The 16,220-nt window shown below is 69.1% G+C and carries 14 protein-coding genes; all 14 read right to left on the reverse strand.

What is annotated here, in order from left to right:
* Window positions 1-921: polyprenyl synthetase family protein (locus E1218_RS17850; protein ID WP_132321532.1), on the reverse strand; the 921-nt coding region annotated here is incomplete at its 3' end.
* Complete coding sequence (gene nuoN, locus E1218_RS17855) at window positions 918-2,444, reverse strand: NADH-quinone oxidoreductase subunit NuoN (RefSeq protein WP_233712296.1); 1,527 nt, start codon at window positions 2,442-2,444, stop codon at window positions 918-920. The genes E1218_RS17850 and nuoN, both read right to left, overlap by 4 nt.
* A 59-nt stretch (window positions 2,445-2,503) precedes the next feature.
* A complete protein-coding gene (locus E1218_RS17860; RefSeq protein WP_132321536.1) occupies window positions 2,504-4,027 on the reverse strand; it encodes an NADH-quinone oxidoreductase subunit M in 1,524 nt (507 codons plus the stop codon).
* On the reverse strand, window positions 4,024-5,895 hold the full coding sequence (gene nuoL / locus E1218_RS17865; RefSeq protein ID WP_132321538.1) for an NADH-quinone oxidoreductase subunit L: 1,872 nt from the start codon (window positions 5,893-5,895) through the stop codon (window positions 4,024-4,026). The genes E1218_RS17860 and nuoL overlap by 4 nt, the downstream gene beginning before the upstream one ends.
* Before the next feature lie 11 nt (window positions 5,896-5,906).
* On the reverse strand, window positions 5,907-6,206 hold the full coding sequence (nuoK, locus tag E1218_RS17870) for an NADH-quinone oxidoreductase subunit NuoK (protein WP_132321540.1): 300 nt from the start codon (window positions 6,204-6,206) through the stop codon (window positions 5,907-5,909).
* Window positions 6,203-7,048: an NADH-quinone oxidoreductase subunit J gene (locus tag E1218_RS17875; RefSeq protein WP_132321542.1), complete on the reverse strand. Its 846-nt coding sequence runs from the start codon at window positions 7,046-7,048 to the stop codon at window positions 6,203-6,205. The genes nuoK and E1218_RS17875 overlap by 4 nt, the downstream gene beginning before the upstream one ends.
* Window positions 7,045-7,608: an NADH-quinone oxidoreductase subunit NuoI gene (gene nuoI, locus E1218_RS17880; RefSeq protein WP_132321544.1), complete on the reverse strand. Its 564-nt coding sequence runs from the start codon at window positions 7,606-7,608 to the stop codon at window positions 7,045-7,047. The genes E1218_RS17875 and nuoI overlap by 4 nt, the downstream gene beginning before the upstream one ends.
* Window positions 7,601-8,932: an NADH-quinone oxidoreductase subunit NuoH gene (gene nuoH, locus E1218_RS17885; RefSeq protein ID WP_132321546.1), complete on the reverse strand. Its 1,332-nt coding sequence runs from the start codon at window positions 8,930-8,932 to the stop codon at window positions 7,601-7,603. Before nuoH ends, nuoI begins: the two co-directional genes overlap by 8 nt.
* A gap of 76 nt (window positions 8,933-9,008) precedes the next feature.
* On the reverse strand, window positions 9,009-11,450 hold the full coding sequence (locus E1218_RS17890) for an NADH-quinone oxidoreductase subunit G (RefSeq protein WP_132321548.1): 2,442 nt from the start codon (window positions 11,448-11,450) through the stop codon (window positions 9,009-9,011).
* Window positions 11,447-12,748: an NADH-quinone oxidoreductase subunit NuoF gene (gene nuoF, locus E1218_RS17895; RefSeq protein WP_132321550.1), complete on the reverse strand. Its 1,302-nt coding sequence runs from the start codon at window positions 12,746-12,748 to the stop codon at window positions 11,447-11,449. Before nuoF ends, E1218_RS17890 begins: the two co-directional genes overlap by 4 nt.
* Window positions 12,749-12,750: 2 nt before the next feature.
* Entirely contained in the window at window positions 12,751-13,599 is an 849-nt protein-coding gene (gene nuoE / locus E1218_RS17900) for an NADH-quinone oxidoreductase subunit NuoE (RefSeq protein WP_132321552.1), read from the reverse strand.
* Window positions 13,600-14,952 carry an NADH-quinone oxidoreductase subunit D gene (locus E1218_RS17905; protein ID WP_132321554.1) on the reverse strand — a complete coding sequence of 451 codons (1,353 nt, stop codon included), beginning with the start codon at window positions 14,950-14,952 and terminating at the stop codon, window positions 13,600-13,602.
* Window positions 14,952-15,659 (reverse strand): NADH-quinone oxidoreductase subunit C, encoded by a 708-nt coding sequence (locus E1218_RS17910; RefSeq protein ID WP_132321556.1) that lies wholly within the window; start codon window positions 15,657-15,659, stop codon window positions 14,952-14,954. The genes E1218_RS17905 and E1218_RS17910 overlap by 1 nt, the downstream gene beginning before the upstream one ends.
* Window positions 15,656-16,210, reverse strand: coding sequence for a NuoB/complex I 20 kDa subunit family protein (locus tag E1218_RS17915; RefSeq protein ID WP_132321558.1), 555 nt, complete (start codon window positions 16,208-16,210; stop codon window positions 15,656-15,658). Before E1218_RS17915 ends, E1218_RS17910 begins: the two co-directional genes overlap by 4 nt.
* Window positions 16,211-16,220: the final 10 nt, after the last annotated feature.

The raw sequence follows: 16,220 nt of genomic DNA on the forward strand, positions 1-16,220 counted from the left end.
GCGGCGGACGTCGTCCTCGGCCTGGCGGAAGGCGGGGTGGGCGCGGAGCAGCTCGAGGGTCTCGGCCAGGCGCGCGTCGTCGGAGAGGTCGGAGTCCAGCAGCTCGAGCAACCGGGCGTCGTCCGGGCGCGACGGGTCCGCCTGGGCACGGAAGATCAGCACGGGAAGGGTCGGGACGCCCTCCCGCAGGTCGGTGCCCGGGGTCTTGCCGGACTGGCCGGACTCCGAGGCGATGTCGAGGATGTCGTCGGCGAGCTGGAAGGCCACGCCGATCTCCTCGCCGAACGCCCGCAGCGACTCCTGAACCTCGTCCGGTGCACCGGCGTACCGGGCACCGAAGAGCGCGGACGTGGCGATCAGCGAGCCGGTCTTGTCGGCGACCACCGACAGGTAGTGCGCCAGCGGGTCCTGGCCCTCGGCGACGCCCAGGGTCTCCCGGATCTGGCCCTCGACCAGCCGGCCGAAGGTGCGGGCCTGGATCCGGACCGCCTCCGGGCCGAGGTCGGCGACCAGGTCGGACGCCCGGGCGAACAGCCAGTCGCCGGACAGGATGGCGACCGAGTTGTCCCAGGCCGCGTTCGCGGTGGACGAGCCCCGCCGCAGCGCGGCCTCGTCCATCACGTCGTCGTGGTGCAGCGTCGCCACGTGGGTCAGCTCGACCACGACGGCCGCCTTCACCACGTCGTCCGCCGCCGGCGCCGGCCCGAACTCGGCCGCCAGCAGCACCAGCAGCGGCCGGAACCGCTTGCCACCGGCGACCATGACGTGCTGCGCGGCCGCGGTGACGAACGGCGCCTCCGACTGGGTCGACTCACGCAGCACGCGCTCGACGGACTCCAGCCCAGCGCGAACCCGGGCTTCGAGCGCCTCGTCGGCGAACGCGAAGCCCAGGCTCTCGGCCGGCAGCGGGGTCGGACTCAACGGATGAACTCACCCGCGCGGGCCGCCAGTTCGAGCACCGGTCCGGGAACCAGGCCGAGAACCACCGTGGCGGCGAGACCGAGCGCAACGGCGGTCGTGGTCTGCCACCCGGGCAGGGCCACGTCCGGCGCGTCCGCCGGGAGGTCGGAGAAGAACATCAGCACGATCACCCGGACGTAGAAGAAGGCGGCGACCAGGCTGCACAGTACGGCGACGACGACCAGGGGCCATGCGCCACCGGTCCACGCCGCGGTGAACACCGCCCACTTGCCGGTGAAGCCCGCGGTCAGCGGGATGCCGGCGAACGAGAGCAGGAAGAAGGCGAAGATCCCCGCGAGCAGCGGCGACTTCTTGCCCAGTCCGGCCCAGCGGGACAGGTGGGTCGCCTCGCCGCCCGCGTCCCGCACCAGTGTGACGACGGCGAAGGCCCCGATGGTCGGGAAACCGTAGGTGACCAGGTAGAACAGCACCGCCTGGGTCGAGGTGACCCCGCTGAGCACGCCGTTCCCGGCCTGCGCGAGCCCGATGAACGCGGTCAGCAGGAAGCCCGCGTGCGCGATCGACGAGTACGCCAGCATCCGCTTCACGTCGGTCTGGGTGATCGCGACGATCGAGCCGACCACCATCGTCAGGATGGCGACGACCCAGATCATCGGCGCCCAGTCCCAGCGGGTGCCGCCGAGGGCGACGTAGAAGACCCGCATCAGCCCGATGAACGCGGCGATCTTGGTGCAGGCCGCCATGAACCCGGTGACCGGCGTCGGCGCACCCTGGTAGACGTCCGGCGTCCAGGAGTGGAACGGTACGGCGCCCACCTTGAACAGCAGGCCGACACCCACCAGGCCGGTACCGGCCAGCAGGATCGCGTCGCCGCCGGTCCGGCTGGCCAGCGCGTCCGAGATGCCGCCGAGCGACATCGTCCCGGCGTACCCGTAGAGCAGCGCGATCCCGAACAGCAGGAACGCGGACGCGAACGCACCGAGCAGGAAGTACTTCATCGCCGCTTCCTGCGAGATCAGCCGGCGACGCCGCGCCAGCCCGCAGAGCAGGTACAGCGGCAGCGAGAACACCTCGAGTGCGACGAACAGCAGCAGCAGGTCGTTGGCCGACGCGAACAGCATCATGCCGCCGACCGCGAACAGCGTCAGCGGGAAGATCTCGGTGTGCTCGACCTTGGCCGCGGTGCCCTCGCGCTCGGCCTCGGACCCCGGTACGGCGGCCGCCTGGCCGGCGAACGCGGACAGTCCGCCGTCGACCGACCGCTCGGCGAACAGCAGCACGCTGATCAGCGTCAGGGCGAGCAGCACGACCCAGGTGAACAGCGCCGGGCCGTCGACCGAGATCGCGCCCTGGGCCGCGACCAGTTCCTTCTTGTCGTTGATCAGGATGGCGGTGAGCACCCCGGCGACGACGATGGCCACCACCGTGATCGCCAGCTGCGCCAGGTGCCGCAGCTGCCGGGGCAGGAACGCCTCGACGACGACACCGACGCAGGCCGCACCGAACACGACGAACAGCGGCATCAGCTCGCCGTACTCGATCTTCGGCGCGGTGAAGTCCGCCAGCGGCAGAATCTGCGCGATCACTTCTGTCCCTCCGTCACGGGGATCTCCGGAGCCTTGTCAGTCACGCCGACGTGCTGCATGGTCGACTCCACCGCCGGCTTGATGATGTCCACCACCGGCTTGGGGAAGATGCCCAGGCCGATGATCAGTACGACGAGCGGCGCGATCGCGAGCACCTCGCGCGCGTTCAGGTCCTTCAGCTTCTCGATCCCGTCGCGCACCGGCCCGGTCATCAGGCGTTGGTACATGATCAGGATGTAGAGCGCGGCCAGCACGATGCCCAGGACGGCGATCACCGCGAGCACCTTGTGCCGGCTGAATGTCCCGGCCAGCACCATGAACTCGGAGATGAACGGCGACAGCCCGGGCAGCGCCAGGCTGGACAGCCCGGCGAACAGGAACGTGCCGGCCAGCACCGGGGCCACCTTCTCCACCCCGCCGTAGTCGACGATCCGCGCGGAGCCGCGCCGGGAGATCAGGTACCCGGCGACCAGGAACAGCGCCGCAGTCGAGAGACCGTGGTTGAACATGTACAGCGTCGACCCGGTCAGGCCCTGCGACGTCAGCGCGAAGATGCCCATCACGATGAAGCCGAAGTGCGAGATCGAGGTGTAGGCGATCAGCCGCTTGATGTCGGTCTGGCCGATCGCCACCAGGGCGCCGTACAGGATCGAGATCAGCGCCAGCACCAGCACCACCGGGGTGGCCCACTCGGACGCGTTCGGGAACAGGCTCAGGCAGAACCGGATCATCCCGAAGGTGCCGATCTTGTCCAGGATGCCGACCAGCAGCACCGACGTTCCCGGCGTCGCCTCGGCGGCGGCGTCCGGCAGCCAGGTGTGGAACGGCACCATCGGTGCCTTCACCGCGAAGGCGAAGAAGAAGCCGAGGAACAGCCACCGCTCGGTGTTCTGGCTGATGTCCAGCTGCATCAGGTCGGTCAGCAGGTACGACGGGTCGCCGGCGCGGGCCGAGAGGACGTACAGCCCGACCACCGACGCCAGCATCAGCAGACCGCCGAGCAGCGAGTAGAGCAGGAACTTGACCGCGGCGTACGAGCGCTGGGCCCCGCCGAAACCGCCGATCAGGAAGTACATCGGGATCAGCGTGGCCTCGAACAGCACGTAGAACAGGAACACGTCGGTCGCCGCGAACACGCCGAGCGACAGCGCCTCCAGGCCGAGGATCCAGGCGAAGAAGGACTTCTCCGACCAGCGGCCGTCCTGGGCGTCGTTCCAGGACGCGATCATCACGATCGGGGTGAGCAGCGCGGTCAGCACCACCAGGACGACGCCGACACCGTCGAGGCCGAGGGCGAAGTGCGCGCCGAACGGCTCGATCCAGGCGTGCGTCTCGGCGTAGTCCTCGGCGCCGTTGCGCTGGTAGCCGATCGCGATGATCGCGGTCAGCACCAGCGTGACGAGCGAGAAGCCGAGCGCGACCTGCTTGGCCAGCAGCGCCTTCGCCTTGGGCACCAGCATCGTCGCCAGTGCCCCGACGAACGGCAGGAGCAGTAACAGGGTCAGCCAACCGATGTTCACGACAACCTCACCGCGAGGAGGGCGACGACCACGAATGCGGCGCCGAAGACCATGCTGAGTGCGTACGAACGGACGAAGCCCGTCTGGAACCGGCGGAGCCGGCCGGACAGCCCGCCGAACAACGCGGCGAGCCCGTTCACCAGGCCGTCGACACCGCGGTTGTCCAGCCAGACCAGCGTCCGGGTGAGGTACTGGCCCGGGCGCATCAGGACCGCCTCGTTCAGCGCGTCGCCGTACAGGTCACGGCGGGCGAAGGTGGTGACCGGGGAGCCGGCCGGCGCCTCCCGCGGGATGTCCCGGCGGTACAGCAGCACCGCGACGGCGATGCCGACGGCAACCACCGCGAGGGTGATCAGCGTCAACACCAGGACGCTCACCGGCAGGTGGTGTGCCTCCTCGGGCCCGACCACCGGCTCCAGCCAGCCGACGATCCAGTGTCCGGCGAAGTACAGCGCACCGCCGCCGAGCGACAGCGCGGCCAGGATGATCAGCGGCCACGTCATCACCGCGGGCGACTCGTGCGGGTGCACGTCGTCGGCCCAGCGCTTCTTGCCGAAGAACGTCATGATCATCACCCGCGTCATGTAGAACGCGGTGATGCCGGCGCCGAGCAGCGCACACAGCCCGATCACGAAGTTGTCCGCGAACGCGGCCTCGATGATCTTGTCCTTGCTGAAGAAGCCGGAGAACGGCGGGATGCCGAGGATGGCCAGGTAGCCGAACGCGAAGGTGACGAAGGTGACCTTCATCGGCGTCCGGAGGGCTCCGTAGTGCCGCATGTCCACGTCGTCGTTCATGCCGTGCATCACCGAGCCGGCGCCGAGGAACATGTTGGCCTTGAAGAAGCCGTGGGTGAGCAGGTGGAAGATCGCGAACGCGTACCCGGCCGGGCCGAGACCCGCGGCGAGCATCATGTAGCCGATCTGGCTCATGGTCGAACCGGCCAGCGCCTTCTTGATGTCGTCCTTGGCGCAACCGATGATCGCACCGGCCAGCGCGGTCACCGTACCGACGATGACGACGGCGGTGGACGCGGCCTCGGTGTGCTCGTAGATCGCGCTCGAACGGACCACCAGGTAGACGCCGGCGGTGACCATCGTCGCCGCGTGGATCAGCGCCGACACCGGGGTCGGGCCCTCCATCGCGTCCAGTAGCCAGGACTGCAGCGGAACCTGCGCCGACTTGCCGCAGGCCGCCAGCAGCAGCATCAGGCCGAGCAGCGTGGCCCAGGTGGACGACAGCCCCTCGGCGCCCGCGTCGACGGTGACGAACGCGGACGAGCCGAACAGCGCCCACATGCTCATCACCGCGAGCGAGAGGCCGATGTCACCGACCCGGTTCACCACGAACGCCTTCTTCGCCGCGACCGCCGCCGAGTCCTTGTGCTGCCAGAACCCGATCAGCAGGTACGACGCCAGGCCGACGCCCTCCCAGCCGACGAACACCAGCAGGTAGTCGGCCGCGAGCACCAGCAGCAGCATCGCCGCGATGAACAGGTTCAGGTACCCGAAGAACCGGCGCCGCCGCGGGTCGTGCTCCATGTAGCCGATCGAGTAGATGTGGATCAGCGAACCCACACCGGTGATCAGCAGCACGAACAGGATCGACAGCGGGTCGATCAGCAGGGAGAAGTCGACCTTGATGCTGCCGACCGAGAACCACTCGAACAGCCGGACCGTCTCGGACCGCTCCTCATGCCCCTGGCCCTGCATCTGGACGAACAGCACAAGGCCGAAGGCGAACGAGATCAACGGTGCCAGCGTGCCGAGCAGGTGACCCCACGCGTTGGTGGCCTTGCCACCCAGCAGCAGGATCGCCGCGGACACGGCCGGGACCGCGACCAGCAGCCACGTCAGCTCATGACTCATCGGTGATTACCTCAGTACTTGAGCAGGTTGGCGTCGTCGACCGAGGCCGAGCGACGGGTGCGGAAGATGGCCATGATGATCGCCAGCCCGATCACGACCTCGGCCGCGGCCACCACCATCACGAAGAAGGCGGCGATCTGGCCGTCGAGGTTGCCGTGCTGACGGGCGAAGCTGACGAACGCCAGGTTGCAGGCGTTCAGCATCAGTTCGACACACATGAAGACGACGATGGCGTTCCGGCGCACGAGCACGCCGAGCGCGCCGATGCTGAACAATAGCGCCGCAAGCACGATGTACGGCTCAGTCGTCACAGCTTGTCTCCTTCGCCGTATCCGGAAAGGTCCGTGCTTTCGGGCTCCGACGGGACCTCGTCGCCGACCTCACCCGCGTTGAGCTTGCGGACCCTCTCGGTCTCCGCCCGCTCCTCCGCTTCGGGGAACACGGTGCCACGTGCCTGCAGCACCCGCGAAACCGACGTCGGTGCGATCGACCCGTCCGGCAGCAGGGCCGGCGTGTCGACGGCGTTGTGCCGGGCCAGTACGCCGGGCGTCGGCAGTGGACCGGGGTGCACACCGGACTCGGCGTACTTGCGGATCCGCTCGTCGGCGTGGTCGCGCTGGGTGCGCTTCTTGGTCAGCCGCTCCCGGTGCGCCAGCATCATCGCGCCGAGCGCCGCGGTGATCAGCAGGGCCGAGGTCACCTCGAAGGCGAAGACGTACTTGCCGAACAGCAGCTGCGCGATCCCCTTCGGGTTGCCGTCCGGCTGTGCGTCCGCCAACCCGGTCGGGTTGCCGTACACCGCGTTGCCGACGGCAGCGATCAGCAGGACCGCGAAGCCGAGGAACGCCAGTCCGGCGAGCAGCCGCTGGCCGCGGATCGTCTCCACCAGGGAGTCGCTCGCGTCCACGCCGACCAGCATCAGCACGAACAGGAACAGCATCAGGATGGCGCCGGTGTAGACGATGATCTGGACGGCGAACAGGAATGGCGCGTCCAGAGCGGCGTACTGCACCGCCAGGCAGATCATCACGACCGCCAGCAGCAGCGCGGAGTGCACCGCCTTGCGGACCAGCACCATCCCGATCGCGGCCAGCACCATGATCGGTGCCAGCATCCAGAACGCCACCTGGGCGCCGGTGACGAGGGTGATCACTTGTCGTCACCACCTTCGGCCGGGGCGGCGGCGCCGGTCAGCCCGAGGTAGTAGTCCTTCTCGGTGCTGCCGAGCTGCATCTCGTGCGGCGGCTCCTGCATGCCCGGCAGCAGCGGCGCCAGCAGGTCCTTCTTCTCGTAGATGAGGGACTCGCGGGTGCGGTCGGCCAGCTCGTACTCGTTGGTCATGGTGAGCGCCCGGGTCGGGCAGGCCTCGATGCACAGACCGCAGAGGATGCAGCGCAGGTAGTTGATCTGGTAGACGCGGCCGTAGCGCTCACCCGGCGAGAAGCGGCCGGAGCCGTCGGGGGTGCCGTCGACGTTGTCCGCGCCCTCGACATAGATCGCGTCCGCCGGGCAGGCCCACGCGCACAGCTCGCAGCCGATGCACTTCTCCAGGCCGTCCGGCCAGCGGTTCAGCTGGTGGCGGCCGTGGAACCGTGGCGCGGTCGGCTTCTTCTCGAACGGGTACTGCTCGGTGAACACCTTGCGGAACATCGTCCGGAAGGTGACCCCGAACCCGGCTACCGGGTCCCAGAGGGACTCTTTGACACTAGCCACGGCTGCCTTCCTTGCTCCGAATCTCAGGCTCGCTTCGGCTCTCCGTGTGAACGAGCGGTGGGGGTACCGGGTAGCCACCGGCGAAGGCGTCGAAGTCCTCCGCGCGGTCGTCCTCGGTGATCTTCTCGGGCTTGGGCTTCTGCGGGATGAACATGGTGACGATCGCGATCAGCAGGACCACACCCGCGGCCACCAGCAACGTGGTCCGGCTGAAGGTGGTCTCCCGGCCGACGGCCCGGACGGTGGCGACCAGCAGGATCCAGCCCAGCGAGACCGGGATCAGGACCTTCCAGCCCAGCTGCATGAACTGGTCGTAGCGCAGTCGCGGCAGGGTCCCGCGCAGCCAGATGTAGAAGAAGATGAAGCACATCATCTTGCCGACGAACCACAGCACCGGCCAGTAGCCGGAGTTCGCGCCGTCCCAGATCGAGATCGGCCACGGTGCCCGCCAGCCGCCCAGGAACAACGTGGTCGCCAGCGCCGACACCGTCGCCATGTTGATGTACTCGGCGAGGAAGAACATCGCGTACTTCATCGACGAGTACTCGGTCAGGAAGCCGGCCACCAGCTCGCCCTCGGCCTCCGGCAGGTCGAACGGCGCCCGGTTGGTCTCGCCGACCATCGAGATCACGTAGATCACGAACGACGGGAACAGCAGGAACGCGTACCAGCCGGGAATCGGGATGTCGACCCCGAACAGGCCGATCGACTGGCTCGAGCCCTGCGCCGCGACGATCTCCGAGGTGGACATCGAGCCGGCGAACAGGAACACCGTCACGAACGCCAGGCCCATGCCGACCTCGTAGGAGATCATCTGGGCGCTGGAGCGCAGGCCACCGAGCAGCGAGTACGTCGAGTTGGACGACCAGCCGCCCAGCACGATGCCGTAGATGCCGATCGAGGCGATCGCCAGGATGTACAGCACGGACACGGGCAGATCGGTGAGCTGCAGCCGGGTGTAGGTGTCGGTGAACGGGATCTTCACCGTCGGCCCGAACGGGATCACCGCGAAGGTGAGGAAGGCCGGGATCGACACGATCACCGGGGCGGCGACGTAGACGAACCTGTCGACGCCCTTGGGCATCAGGTCTTCCTTGAACATCAGCTTCATGCCGTCGGCGAGCGACTGCAGCAGACCGGCCGGGCCGTGCACGTTCGGGCCGACCCGGTGCTGCATCCGGGCCACCACCCGGCGCTCCCACCAGATGTTGAACAGCGTCAGCACGACCAGGAAGACGAAGACCAGCAGCACCTTCAGTCCGATGACCCACCAGGGGTCGTTGCCGACGCCGGCGTCCGGCACCGCGAGCGGGATGAAGCTCATCGACGTCCTCGCTTCGCTCCGGGCGCCGACGAGGCACGGTTCGCGCTGTGCTTGATGATGAACTCGCTGCGCTCGTTCATGCGTTCCCTCCGGCGATCGTCACGATCGAGCCATGGTCTGCGTGCAGCGACCGGCGCACGTGCGAGTCGGCCGAGTTCGTCGGCAGCCAGACCACGTTGTCGGTCATCGGGGTGATCACCACCGGCAGCCGGATCGACCCGGCGTCGGTGCTGACCACCAGCTCGTCACCGTCGGCGACGCCGACCCGGTGCGCGGTGGTGAGCGAGATCCGGGCCACCGGCGTCCGGGCGGTCGCGGTCAGGTGCGGCTCACCGTCGTTCGCGCGGCTCTCGTCGATCAGCATCCGCCAGGTCGCCAGCCGGGTGGAGTCGAACGCGCCGAGCGACGGACCAGGCTGGTACGTCGGCTCGTGCGCGCGGTCGCCGTCCCAGCGGCCGAGCTCGTCGAACTCCTTCTTCGCGCCGGCCGGCGTGCTGAACCCGAGCGAGCGGTCCATCTCCTGCGCCAGCGCGGCCAGCGCCCGCACGTCGGGCATCGCGGCCGGGACCTTCAGCACCACCGGGAACGGCCGCTCGCGACCCTCCCAGTTGACGAAGGTGCCGTCCTTCTCCGCCGGCGGTACCACCGGGAAGACCACGTCGGCGTGCTCGGTGACCTGCGACTTGCGGACCTCGAAGCTGACCACGAACGGCACCGCCTCGAGCGCGGCCAGCGCTGCCGCCGGGTCGGGCAGGTCGTCGACCTCGACGCCCGCGACCACCAGCGCCCGCAGCGATCCGGCCGAAGCGATGATGTCGGTCAGGTCCCGGCCGACGGTCGAGGGCAGGCTGTCGACGCCCCACGCGGCCTGCATGTCGACCCGCGCCTGCGGGTCGGAGACCAGCCGGCCGCCGGGCAGGAGCCCCGGGAGGCAACCGGCCTCGAGCGCGCCGCGGTCACCCGCACGCCGCGGGATCCAGGCCAGCTGGGCCCCCGTGTCGAGCGCCAGTCGCAGCGCCGCCGAGTACCCGCCCGGAACACCGGCCAGCCGCTCGCCGACGACGATGATCGAGTCGGCCCCGAGCGACGCCAGCGCGGCCGCGCCGCTCTCGCCCGCGTTGCCGAGGTCGGCCAGCACGGCCGCCTCGGTCCCGGGCGACGCCGGTACGACGACGCCGTCGAGCTTCTCGACGCCGCGCGAACCGTAGGCCGCGACCGTGAACACCTTCGTGCCGTGGGCCCGGACGCCCTTGCGCAGCCGCAGGAACACCAGCGGCGCCTCCTCCTCGGGCTCGAACCCGACGAGCAGCACGGACCCGGCCTTCTCCAGGTCGCCGAACGTCGTCCCCAGGCCGGTGCCGGCCACCGCGGCGGCCAGGAAGTCCGCCTCCTCCTCGGAGTGCGGCCGGGACCGGAAGTCGATGTCGTTGGTGCCGAGGGCGACCCGGGCGAACTTCGAGTACGCGTAGGCGTCCTCGAGGGTGAGCCGGCCACCGGTCAGCACGGCCGCGTTGCCGCGGGCCGCGGTCAGCTTCTCCGCCGCCACCGTCAGCGCCTCCGGCCAGGACGCCGGCCGCAGCTCGCCGTCCTCGCGGATCAGCGGGTGGGTCAGCCGGTCACCGGTGGTCGCGTAGTTGAACGCGAACCGGTCCTTGTCGGAGATCCACTCCTCGTTGACCTCCCGGTCGTCACCGGCCAGCCGGCGCATCACCTTGCCGCGCCGGTAGTCGACCCGGATCGCCGCACCGGAGGCGTCGTGCTCCGCCACCGACGGAACCGAGACCAGGTCGAACGGCCGGGACCGGAACCGGTACGCCGCGCTGGTCAGCGCGCCCACCGGGCAGATCTGGATGGTGTTGCCGGAGAAGTAGCTCTCGAACGGCTCCTTCTCGTAGATGCCGACCTGCTGCAGCGCACCGCGCTCGACCAGCGCGATGAACGGGTCACCGGCGATCTGCTCGGAGAACCGGGTGCAGCGCGCGCACAGGACGCAGCGCTCGCGGTCCAGCAGCACCTCGGCCGAGATGTTGATCGGCTTCGGGTAGGTCCGCTTGATCTCGGTGAACCGGCTCTCACCGCGGCCGTTGGTCATCGCCTGGTTCTGCAGCGGGCACTCGCCGCCCTTGTCGCAGACCGGGCAGTCCAGCGGGTGGTTGATGAGCAAGAACTCCATCTGCCCCTGCTGTGCCTTGTCCGCCACCGGCGAGGTCACCTGCGTGCGGACCACCATGCCGTCGGCGACGGTGATCGTGCACGAGGCCTGCGGCTTGGGCATGCCCCGGCCGTTGCCGGCGTCGGTGATCTCGACCAGGCACTGCCGACAGGCACCGACCGGGTCGAGCAGCGGGTGGTCGCAGAACCGCGGGATCTGGATCCCGATCTGCTCCGCCGCCCGGATCAGCAGGGTGTTCTTCGGGACCTTGACCTCGATGTCGTCGATGGTCACGGTCACCGTGTCATCAACGGCGGTGCGCTCCACGGCGCCGTTCCCGGCGGGTGGGTTCGCTTGGATCGTCATGCGCTTGCTCCAGCGGTAGCGAAGACAGTGCTTGCCATCGGGTCGAACGGGCAGCCGCCGTTCTCGAAGTGCGCCAGGTACTCGTCCTTGAAGTGCTGGATCGAGCTGGTGATCGGTGCGGTCGCACCGTCGGCCAACGCGCAGAACGACCGGCCGGTGATGTTCTCGCACAGGTCCAGCAGGGTGACCAGGTCCTCCTCGGTCCCCTTGCCGTGCTCCAGCCGCTCGAGGATCTGCACCAGCCACCACGTGCCCTCGCGGCAGGGCGTGCACTTGCCGCAGGACTCGTGCTTGTAGAACTCGGTCCACCGCAACACGGCGCGCACCACGCAGGTGGTGTCGTCGAAGATCTGCAGCGCCTTGGTGCCGAGCATCGAGCCGACGGAGCCGACGCCCTCGTAGTCCAGCGGTACGTCGAGGTGCTCGGCGGTGAGCAGCGGGGTCGAGGACCCGCCCGGGGTCCAGAACTTCATCTCGTGCCCCTCGCGGATGCCGCCGGCCAGGTCGATCAGCTGCCGCAGCGTGATCCCCATCGGCGCCTCGTACTGGCCCGGGCGGGCGACGTGCCCGGACAGCGAGTACAGCGTCATTCCCTTGGACTTCTCTGTGCCCATCGAGGAGAACCAGTCCGCGCCGTTCTTGATGATGGCGGGAACGGACGCGATCGACTCGACGTTGTTGATCACTGTGGGGCAGCCGTACAGACCGGCCACGGCCGGGAACGGAGGACGCAGCCGGGGTTGGCCGCGACGTCCTTCCAGCGAGTCGAGCAGCGCCGTCTCCTCGCCGCAGATGTACGCACCGGCGCCGGCGTGCACGATCACGTCCAGGTCGTAGCCGCTGCCGAGGATGTCGGTGCCGATGAAACCGGCCGCCTTCGCCTCCTCGACCGCCTGGTGCAGCCGGCGGATCACGTGCAGCACCTCACCGCGGACGTAGATGAACGCGGTCGACGCGCGGATCGCGTACGCCGAGATGATGACGCCCTCGACCAGCGTGTGCGGCGAGGCGAGCATCAGCGGGATGTCCTTGCAGGTGCCCGGCTCGGACTCGTCCGCGTTCACCACGAGGTACTTCGGCTTCGGGTTGTCCTGCGGGATGAACGACCACTTCATCCCGGTCGGGAAGCCCGCGCCGCCACGGCCGCGCAGACCCGAGTCCTTGACCGCGGTGACCACGTCGGCCGGCTGCATCCGCAGTGCGGTCCGCAGCGCGTCGTACCCGCCGGAGCGCTGGTACGACGCCAGCTGCCAGGAGCGGATCTGGTCCCAGTTGTCGGACAGTACCGGGGTCAGCATGGTCAGTCCTCCTTCCGGGAGTCGGGAGTGGCCGGCGATCCGGTGCCTGATTCCTTGCCGGGCTGGTCGGACGGCCGGGGACCGGCCGCCGCCTCCGGCGACACCGTCGTCTGGGCCGCCGCACCGTCGCCGCCGCCCTGCCGGCCGGAGGGGGCCGTCCAGTTGCGCTCGCGGGCCAGCCGCAGACCGGCCAGCGTCGCCTTGCCGCCGGTCGGCCCCTCGTCGGCGCGGCCGTCGGGGAACCCGGCGAGCACGCGCTCGGCCTCGCGCCAGGTGCAGATGGTGGCGCCGCGGGGCGACTTCACCTCGGTGCCCTCGCGCAGGTCGTCGACCAGCTGGGTGGCCGACTCCGGCGTCATGTCGTCGAAGAACTCCCAGTTCACCATCATCACCGGCGCGTAGTCGCAGGCGGCGTTGCACTCGAGGTGCTCGAGGGTGATCTTGCCGTCCTCGGTGGTCTCGTCGTTGCCGACGTCGAGGTGCTGCTTGAGCCGCTCGAAGATCAGGTCGCCGCCCATCACGGCACACAGCGTGTTGGTGCAGACCCCGACGTGGTAGTCGCCGACCGGGCGGCGCTTGTACATCGTGTAGAAGGTCGCCACCGCGGACACCTCGGCACCGGTCAGCCCGAGCACCTCGGCACAGGCCTCGATGCCCTCCGGGGTGACCCGCCCCTCGACCGACTGCACCAGGTGCAGCATCGGCAGCAGCGCGGACCGGCCGACCGGGTACCGGGCGGCCAGTGCGCGCATCTCCGCGATCGTGGTGTCGGTGATGTTCGAGTCACCGGTGCTGTACGGCACCGGCCTGTCGGTCGCGGTCGCATGACTCAGGCTGCTGTTCTCGGCCATCTATCGGTCCACTCCACCCATCACCGGGTCAAGGCTGGCGACGGCGACGATCACGTCGGCGACCATGCCGCCCTCGCACATGATCGGCATCGCCTGCAGGTTTGCGAAGGACGGGTCACGGAAGTGCGCCCGGTACGGCTTGGTGCCACCGTCGGAGACGAGGTGGCAGCCCAGCTCGCCACGCGGCGACTCGACCGCCACGTAGGCCTGGCCGGCCGGCACCCGGAAGCCCTCGGTCACCAGCTTGAAGTGATGGATCAGGGCTTCCATCGACTCGCCCATGATGTGCTTGATGTGGTCGAGCGAGTTGCCCATCCCGTCGGTGCCGACGGCCAGCTGGCTCGGCCAGCCGATCTTCTTGTCGGCCACCATCACCGGCTCGCCCTCCATCTCGGCCAGCCGGTCGGCGCACTGCTCGACGATCTTCAGCGACTCGTGCATCTCCTGCAGCCGGACCCGGAAGCGTCCGTACGAGTCCGCGGTGTCCCAGGTCGGGACGTCGAAGTCGTACGTCTCGTAGCCGCAGTACGGCTGGGTCTTGCGCAGGTCCATCGCGTAGCCGGTCGAGCGCAGCGGCGGCCCGGTGATGCCGAGAGCCATGCAGCCGGTCAGGTCCAGGTAGCCGACGTCCTGCAGGCGGGCCTTGAAGATCGGGTTGGCGTTGCACAGCTCGGCGTATTCGGGCAGGTGCTTGTTCATCCAGGTGATGTACTCGCGGATCTTGTCCAGCGCGCCCGGCGGCAGGTCCTGGGCGACGCCGCCCGGCCGGATGAACGCGTGGTTCATCCGCAGGCCGGTGATCAGCTCGAACACGTCGAGCGTCATCTCCCGCTCGCGGAAGCCGATCGTCATCACGGTGAGCGCGCCGATCTCCATCCCACCGGTGGCGATCGCGACCAGATGGCTGCTGATCCGGTTGAGCTCCATCAGGAGCACCCGCATCACGTTCGCCTTCTCCGGGATCTGGTCCTCGATCCCGAGCAGCCGCTCGACCGCGAGGCTGTACGCCGCCTCGTTGTAGAACGGCGAGAGGTAGTCCATCCGGGTGCAGAACGTGACGCCCTGCGTCCAGTTGCGGAACTCCATGTTCTTCTCGATACCGGTGTGCAGGTAGCCGATGCCGCAGCGGGCCTCGGTCACCGTCTCGCCCTCGAGCTCGAGGATGAGCCGGAGCACGCCGTGGGTGGACGGGTGCTGCGGACCCATGTTGACGACGACGCGCTCCTCCGGCTCGTCGGCGAGGCCGGCCACGACCGAGTCCCAGTCCTGTCCGGTGACCGTGAAGACCTTGCCCTCGGTCGTGTCCCGAGTGGTCGCGTACGGATCCGACGGTGTCGATTGTGTTTGGGTCATCAGTTGTACGACCTCCGCGTGTCGGGCGGCGGGATGACGGCGCCCTTGTACTCGACGTCGATGCCGCCGAGCGGGTAGTCCTTGCGCTGCGGGTGGCCCGGCCAGTCGTCCGGCATCTGGATCCGGGTGAGGGCCGGGTGACCGTCGAAGACGATGCCGAAGAAGTCCCAGGTCTCCCGCTCGTGCCAGTCGTTGGCCGGGTAGACCGACACGACCGACGGGATGTGCGGGTCGGCGTCCGGGACGGACACCTCCAGCCGGATCCGCCGGTTGTGGGTCATCGACATCAGGTGGTAGACCGCGTGCAGCTCGCGGCCGGTCTCGTTCGGGTAGTGCACGCCGCTGACCCCCGAGCAGAACTCGAACCGCAGCGCCTCGTCGTCGCGCAGGTGCCGGCAGACCTCGACCAGCCGATCGCGCTGGACGTGCAGGGTCAGCTCGCCGCGGTCGACCACGACCTTCTCGATCGCGCCGTCGCCGACCAGGCCCTCCAGCCGGTCGGTCGCGCCGTCGAACCAGGAGCCGTACGGCTTCGGCGTACCGCCGGGGAGAGCGACCTGGCGGCGCAGGCCGCCGAAGCCGGAGGTGTCGCCGGTGCCGCGGACGCCGAACATGCCCTGCCGCTGATCCACCACCTCGGTCGCCGGCGTCTGAGCGTCGCCGGCCGGCGAGGTCGCCGGCAGGTTCTCGGGCTGGTGGTCACTCACCGCAGTAGGCCCTTCATCTCGAGAGTCGGCGAGGCGGCCAGTGCGGCCGCTTCGCGCTCCTGCAGCTCCGCCCGCTTGTGAGCGCCGAGCTTGCCGTGCTGGATGTCGTCGTGCAGCTTGAGGAACGCGTCCAGCAGCATCTCCGGCCGCGGCGGGCAGCCGGGCAGGTACATGTCGACCGGGACGACGTGGTCCACGCCCTGCACGATCGCGTAGTTGTTGAACATGCCGCCGGACGACGCGCAGACACCCATCGCGAGGACCCACTTCGGGTTCGGCATCTGGTCGTAGATCTGGCGGAGGACGGGGGCCATCTTCTGGCTCACCCGGCCGGCCACGATCATCAGGTCGGCCTGCCGGGGCGACGCCCGGAAGACCTCCATGCCGAACCGGGCGGCGTCGTACCGCGGCGCGCCCGTCGTCATCATCTCGATCGCGCAGCAGGCCAGGCCGAAGGTTGCCGGCCACAACGAGGCCTTCCGCATGTAGCCGGACAGGCCCTCGATCGTGGTCAGCAGAACGCCGGCCGGAAGCTGTTCCTCAACACCCATTTCGACCCAC

The sequence above is a fragment of the Kribbella turkmenica genome (assembly GCF_004348725.1).
GTDB lineage: Bacteria > Actinomycetota > Actinomycetes > Propionibacteriales > Kribbellaceae > Kribbella > Kribbella turkmenica.

What these genes read in the sequence shown, in the direction of transcription:
- nuoN (WP_233712296.1), bottom strand. Translation starts at nt 2,444, where the DNA reads ATGCCGCTGTTCGTCGTGTTCGGTGCGGCCTGCGTCGGTGTCGTCGTC.
- nuoL (WP_132321538.1), bottom strand. Translation starts at nt 5,895, where the DNA reads ATGAGTCATGAGCTGACGTGGCTGCTGGTCGCGGTCCCGGCCGTGTCC.
- nuoH (WP_132321546.1), bottom strand. Translation starts at nt 8,932, where the DNA reads ATGAGCTTCATCCCGCTCGCGGTGCCGGACGCCGGCGTCGGCAACGAC.
- E1218_RS17890 (WP_132321548.1), bottom strand. Translation starts at nt 11,450, where the DNA reads ATGACGATCCAAGCGAACCCACCCGCCGGGAACGGCGCCGTGGAGCGC.
- nuoF (WP_132321550.1), bottom strand. Translation starts at nt 12,748, where the DNA reads ATGCTGACCCCGGTACTGTCCGACAACTGGGACCAGATCCGCTCCTGG.
- nuoE (WP_132321552.1), bottom strand. Translation starts at nt 13,599, where the DNA reads ATGGCCGAGAACAGCAGCCTGAGTCATGCGACCGCGACCGACAGGCCG.
- E1218_RS17905 (WP_132321554.1), bottom strand. Translation starts at nt 14,952, where the DNA reads ATGACCCAAACACAATCGACACCGTCGGATCCGTACGCGACCACTCGG.
- E1218_RS17915 (WP_132321558.1), bottom strand. Translation starts at nt 16,210, where the DNA reads ATGGGTGTTGAGGAACAGCTTCCGGCCGGCGTTCTGCTGACCACGATC.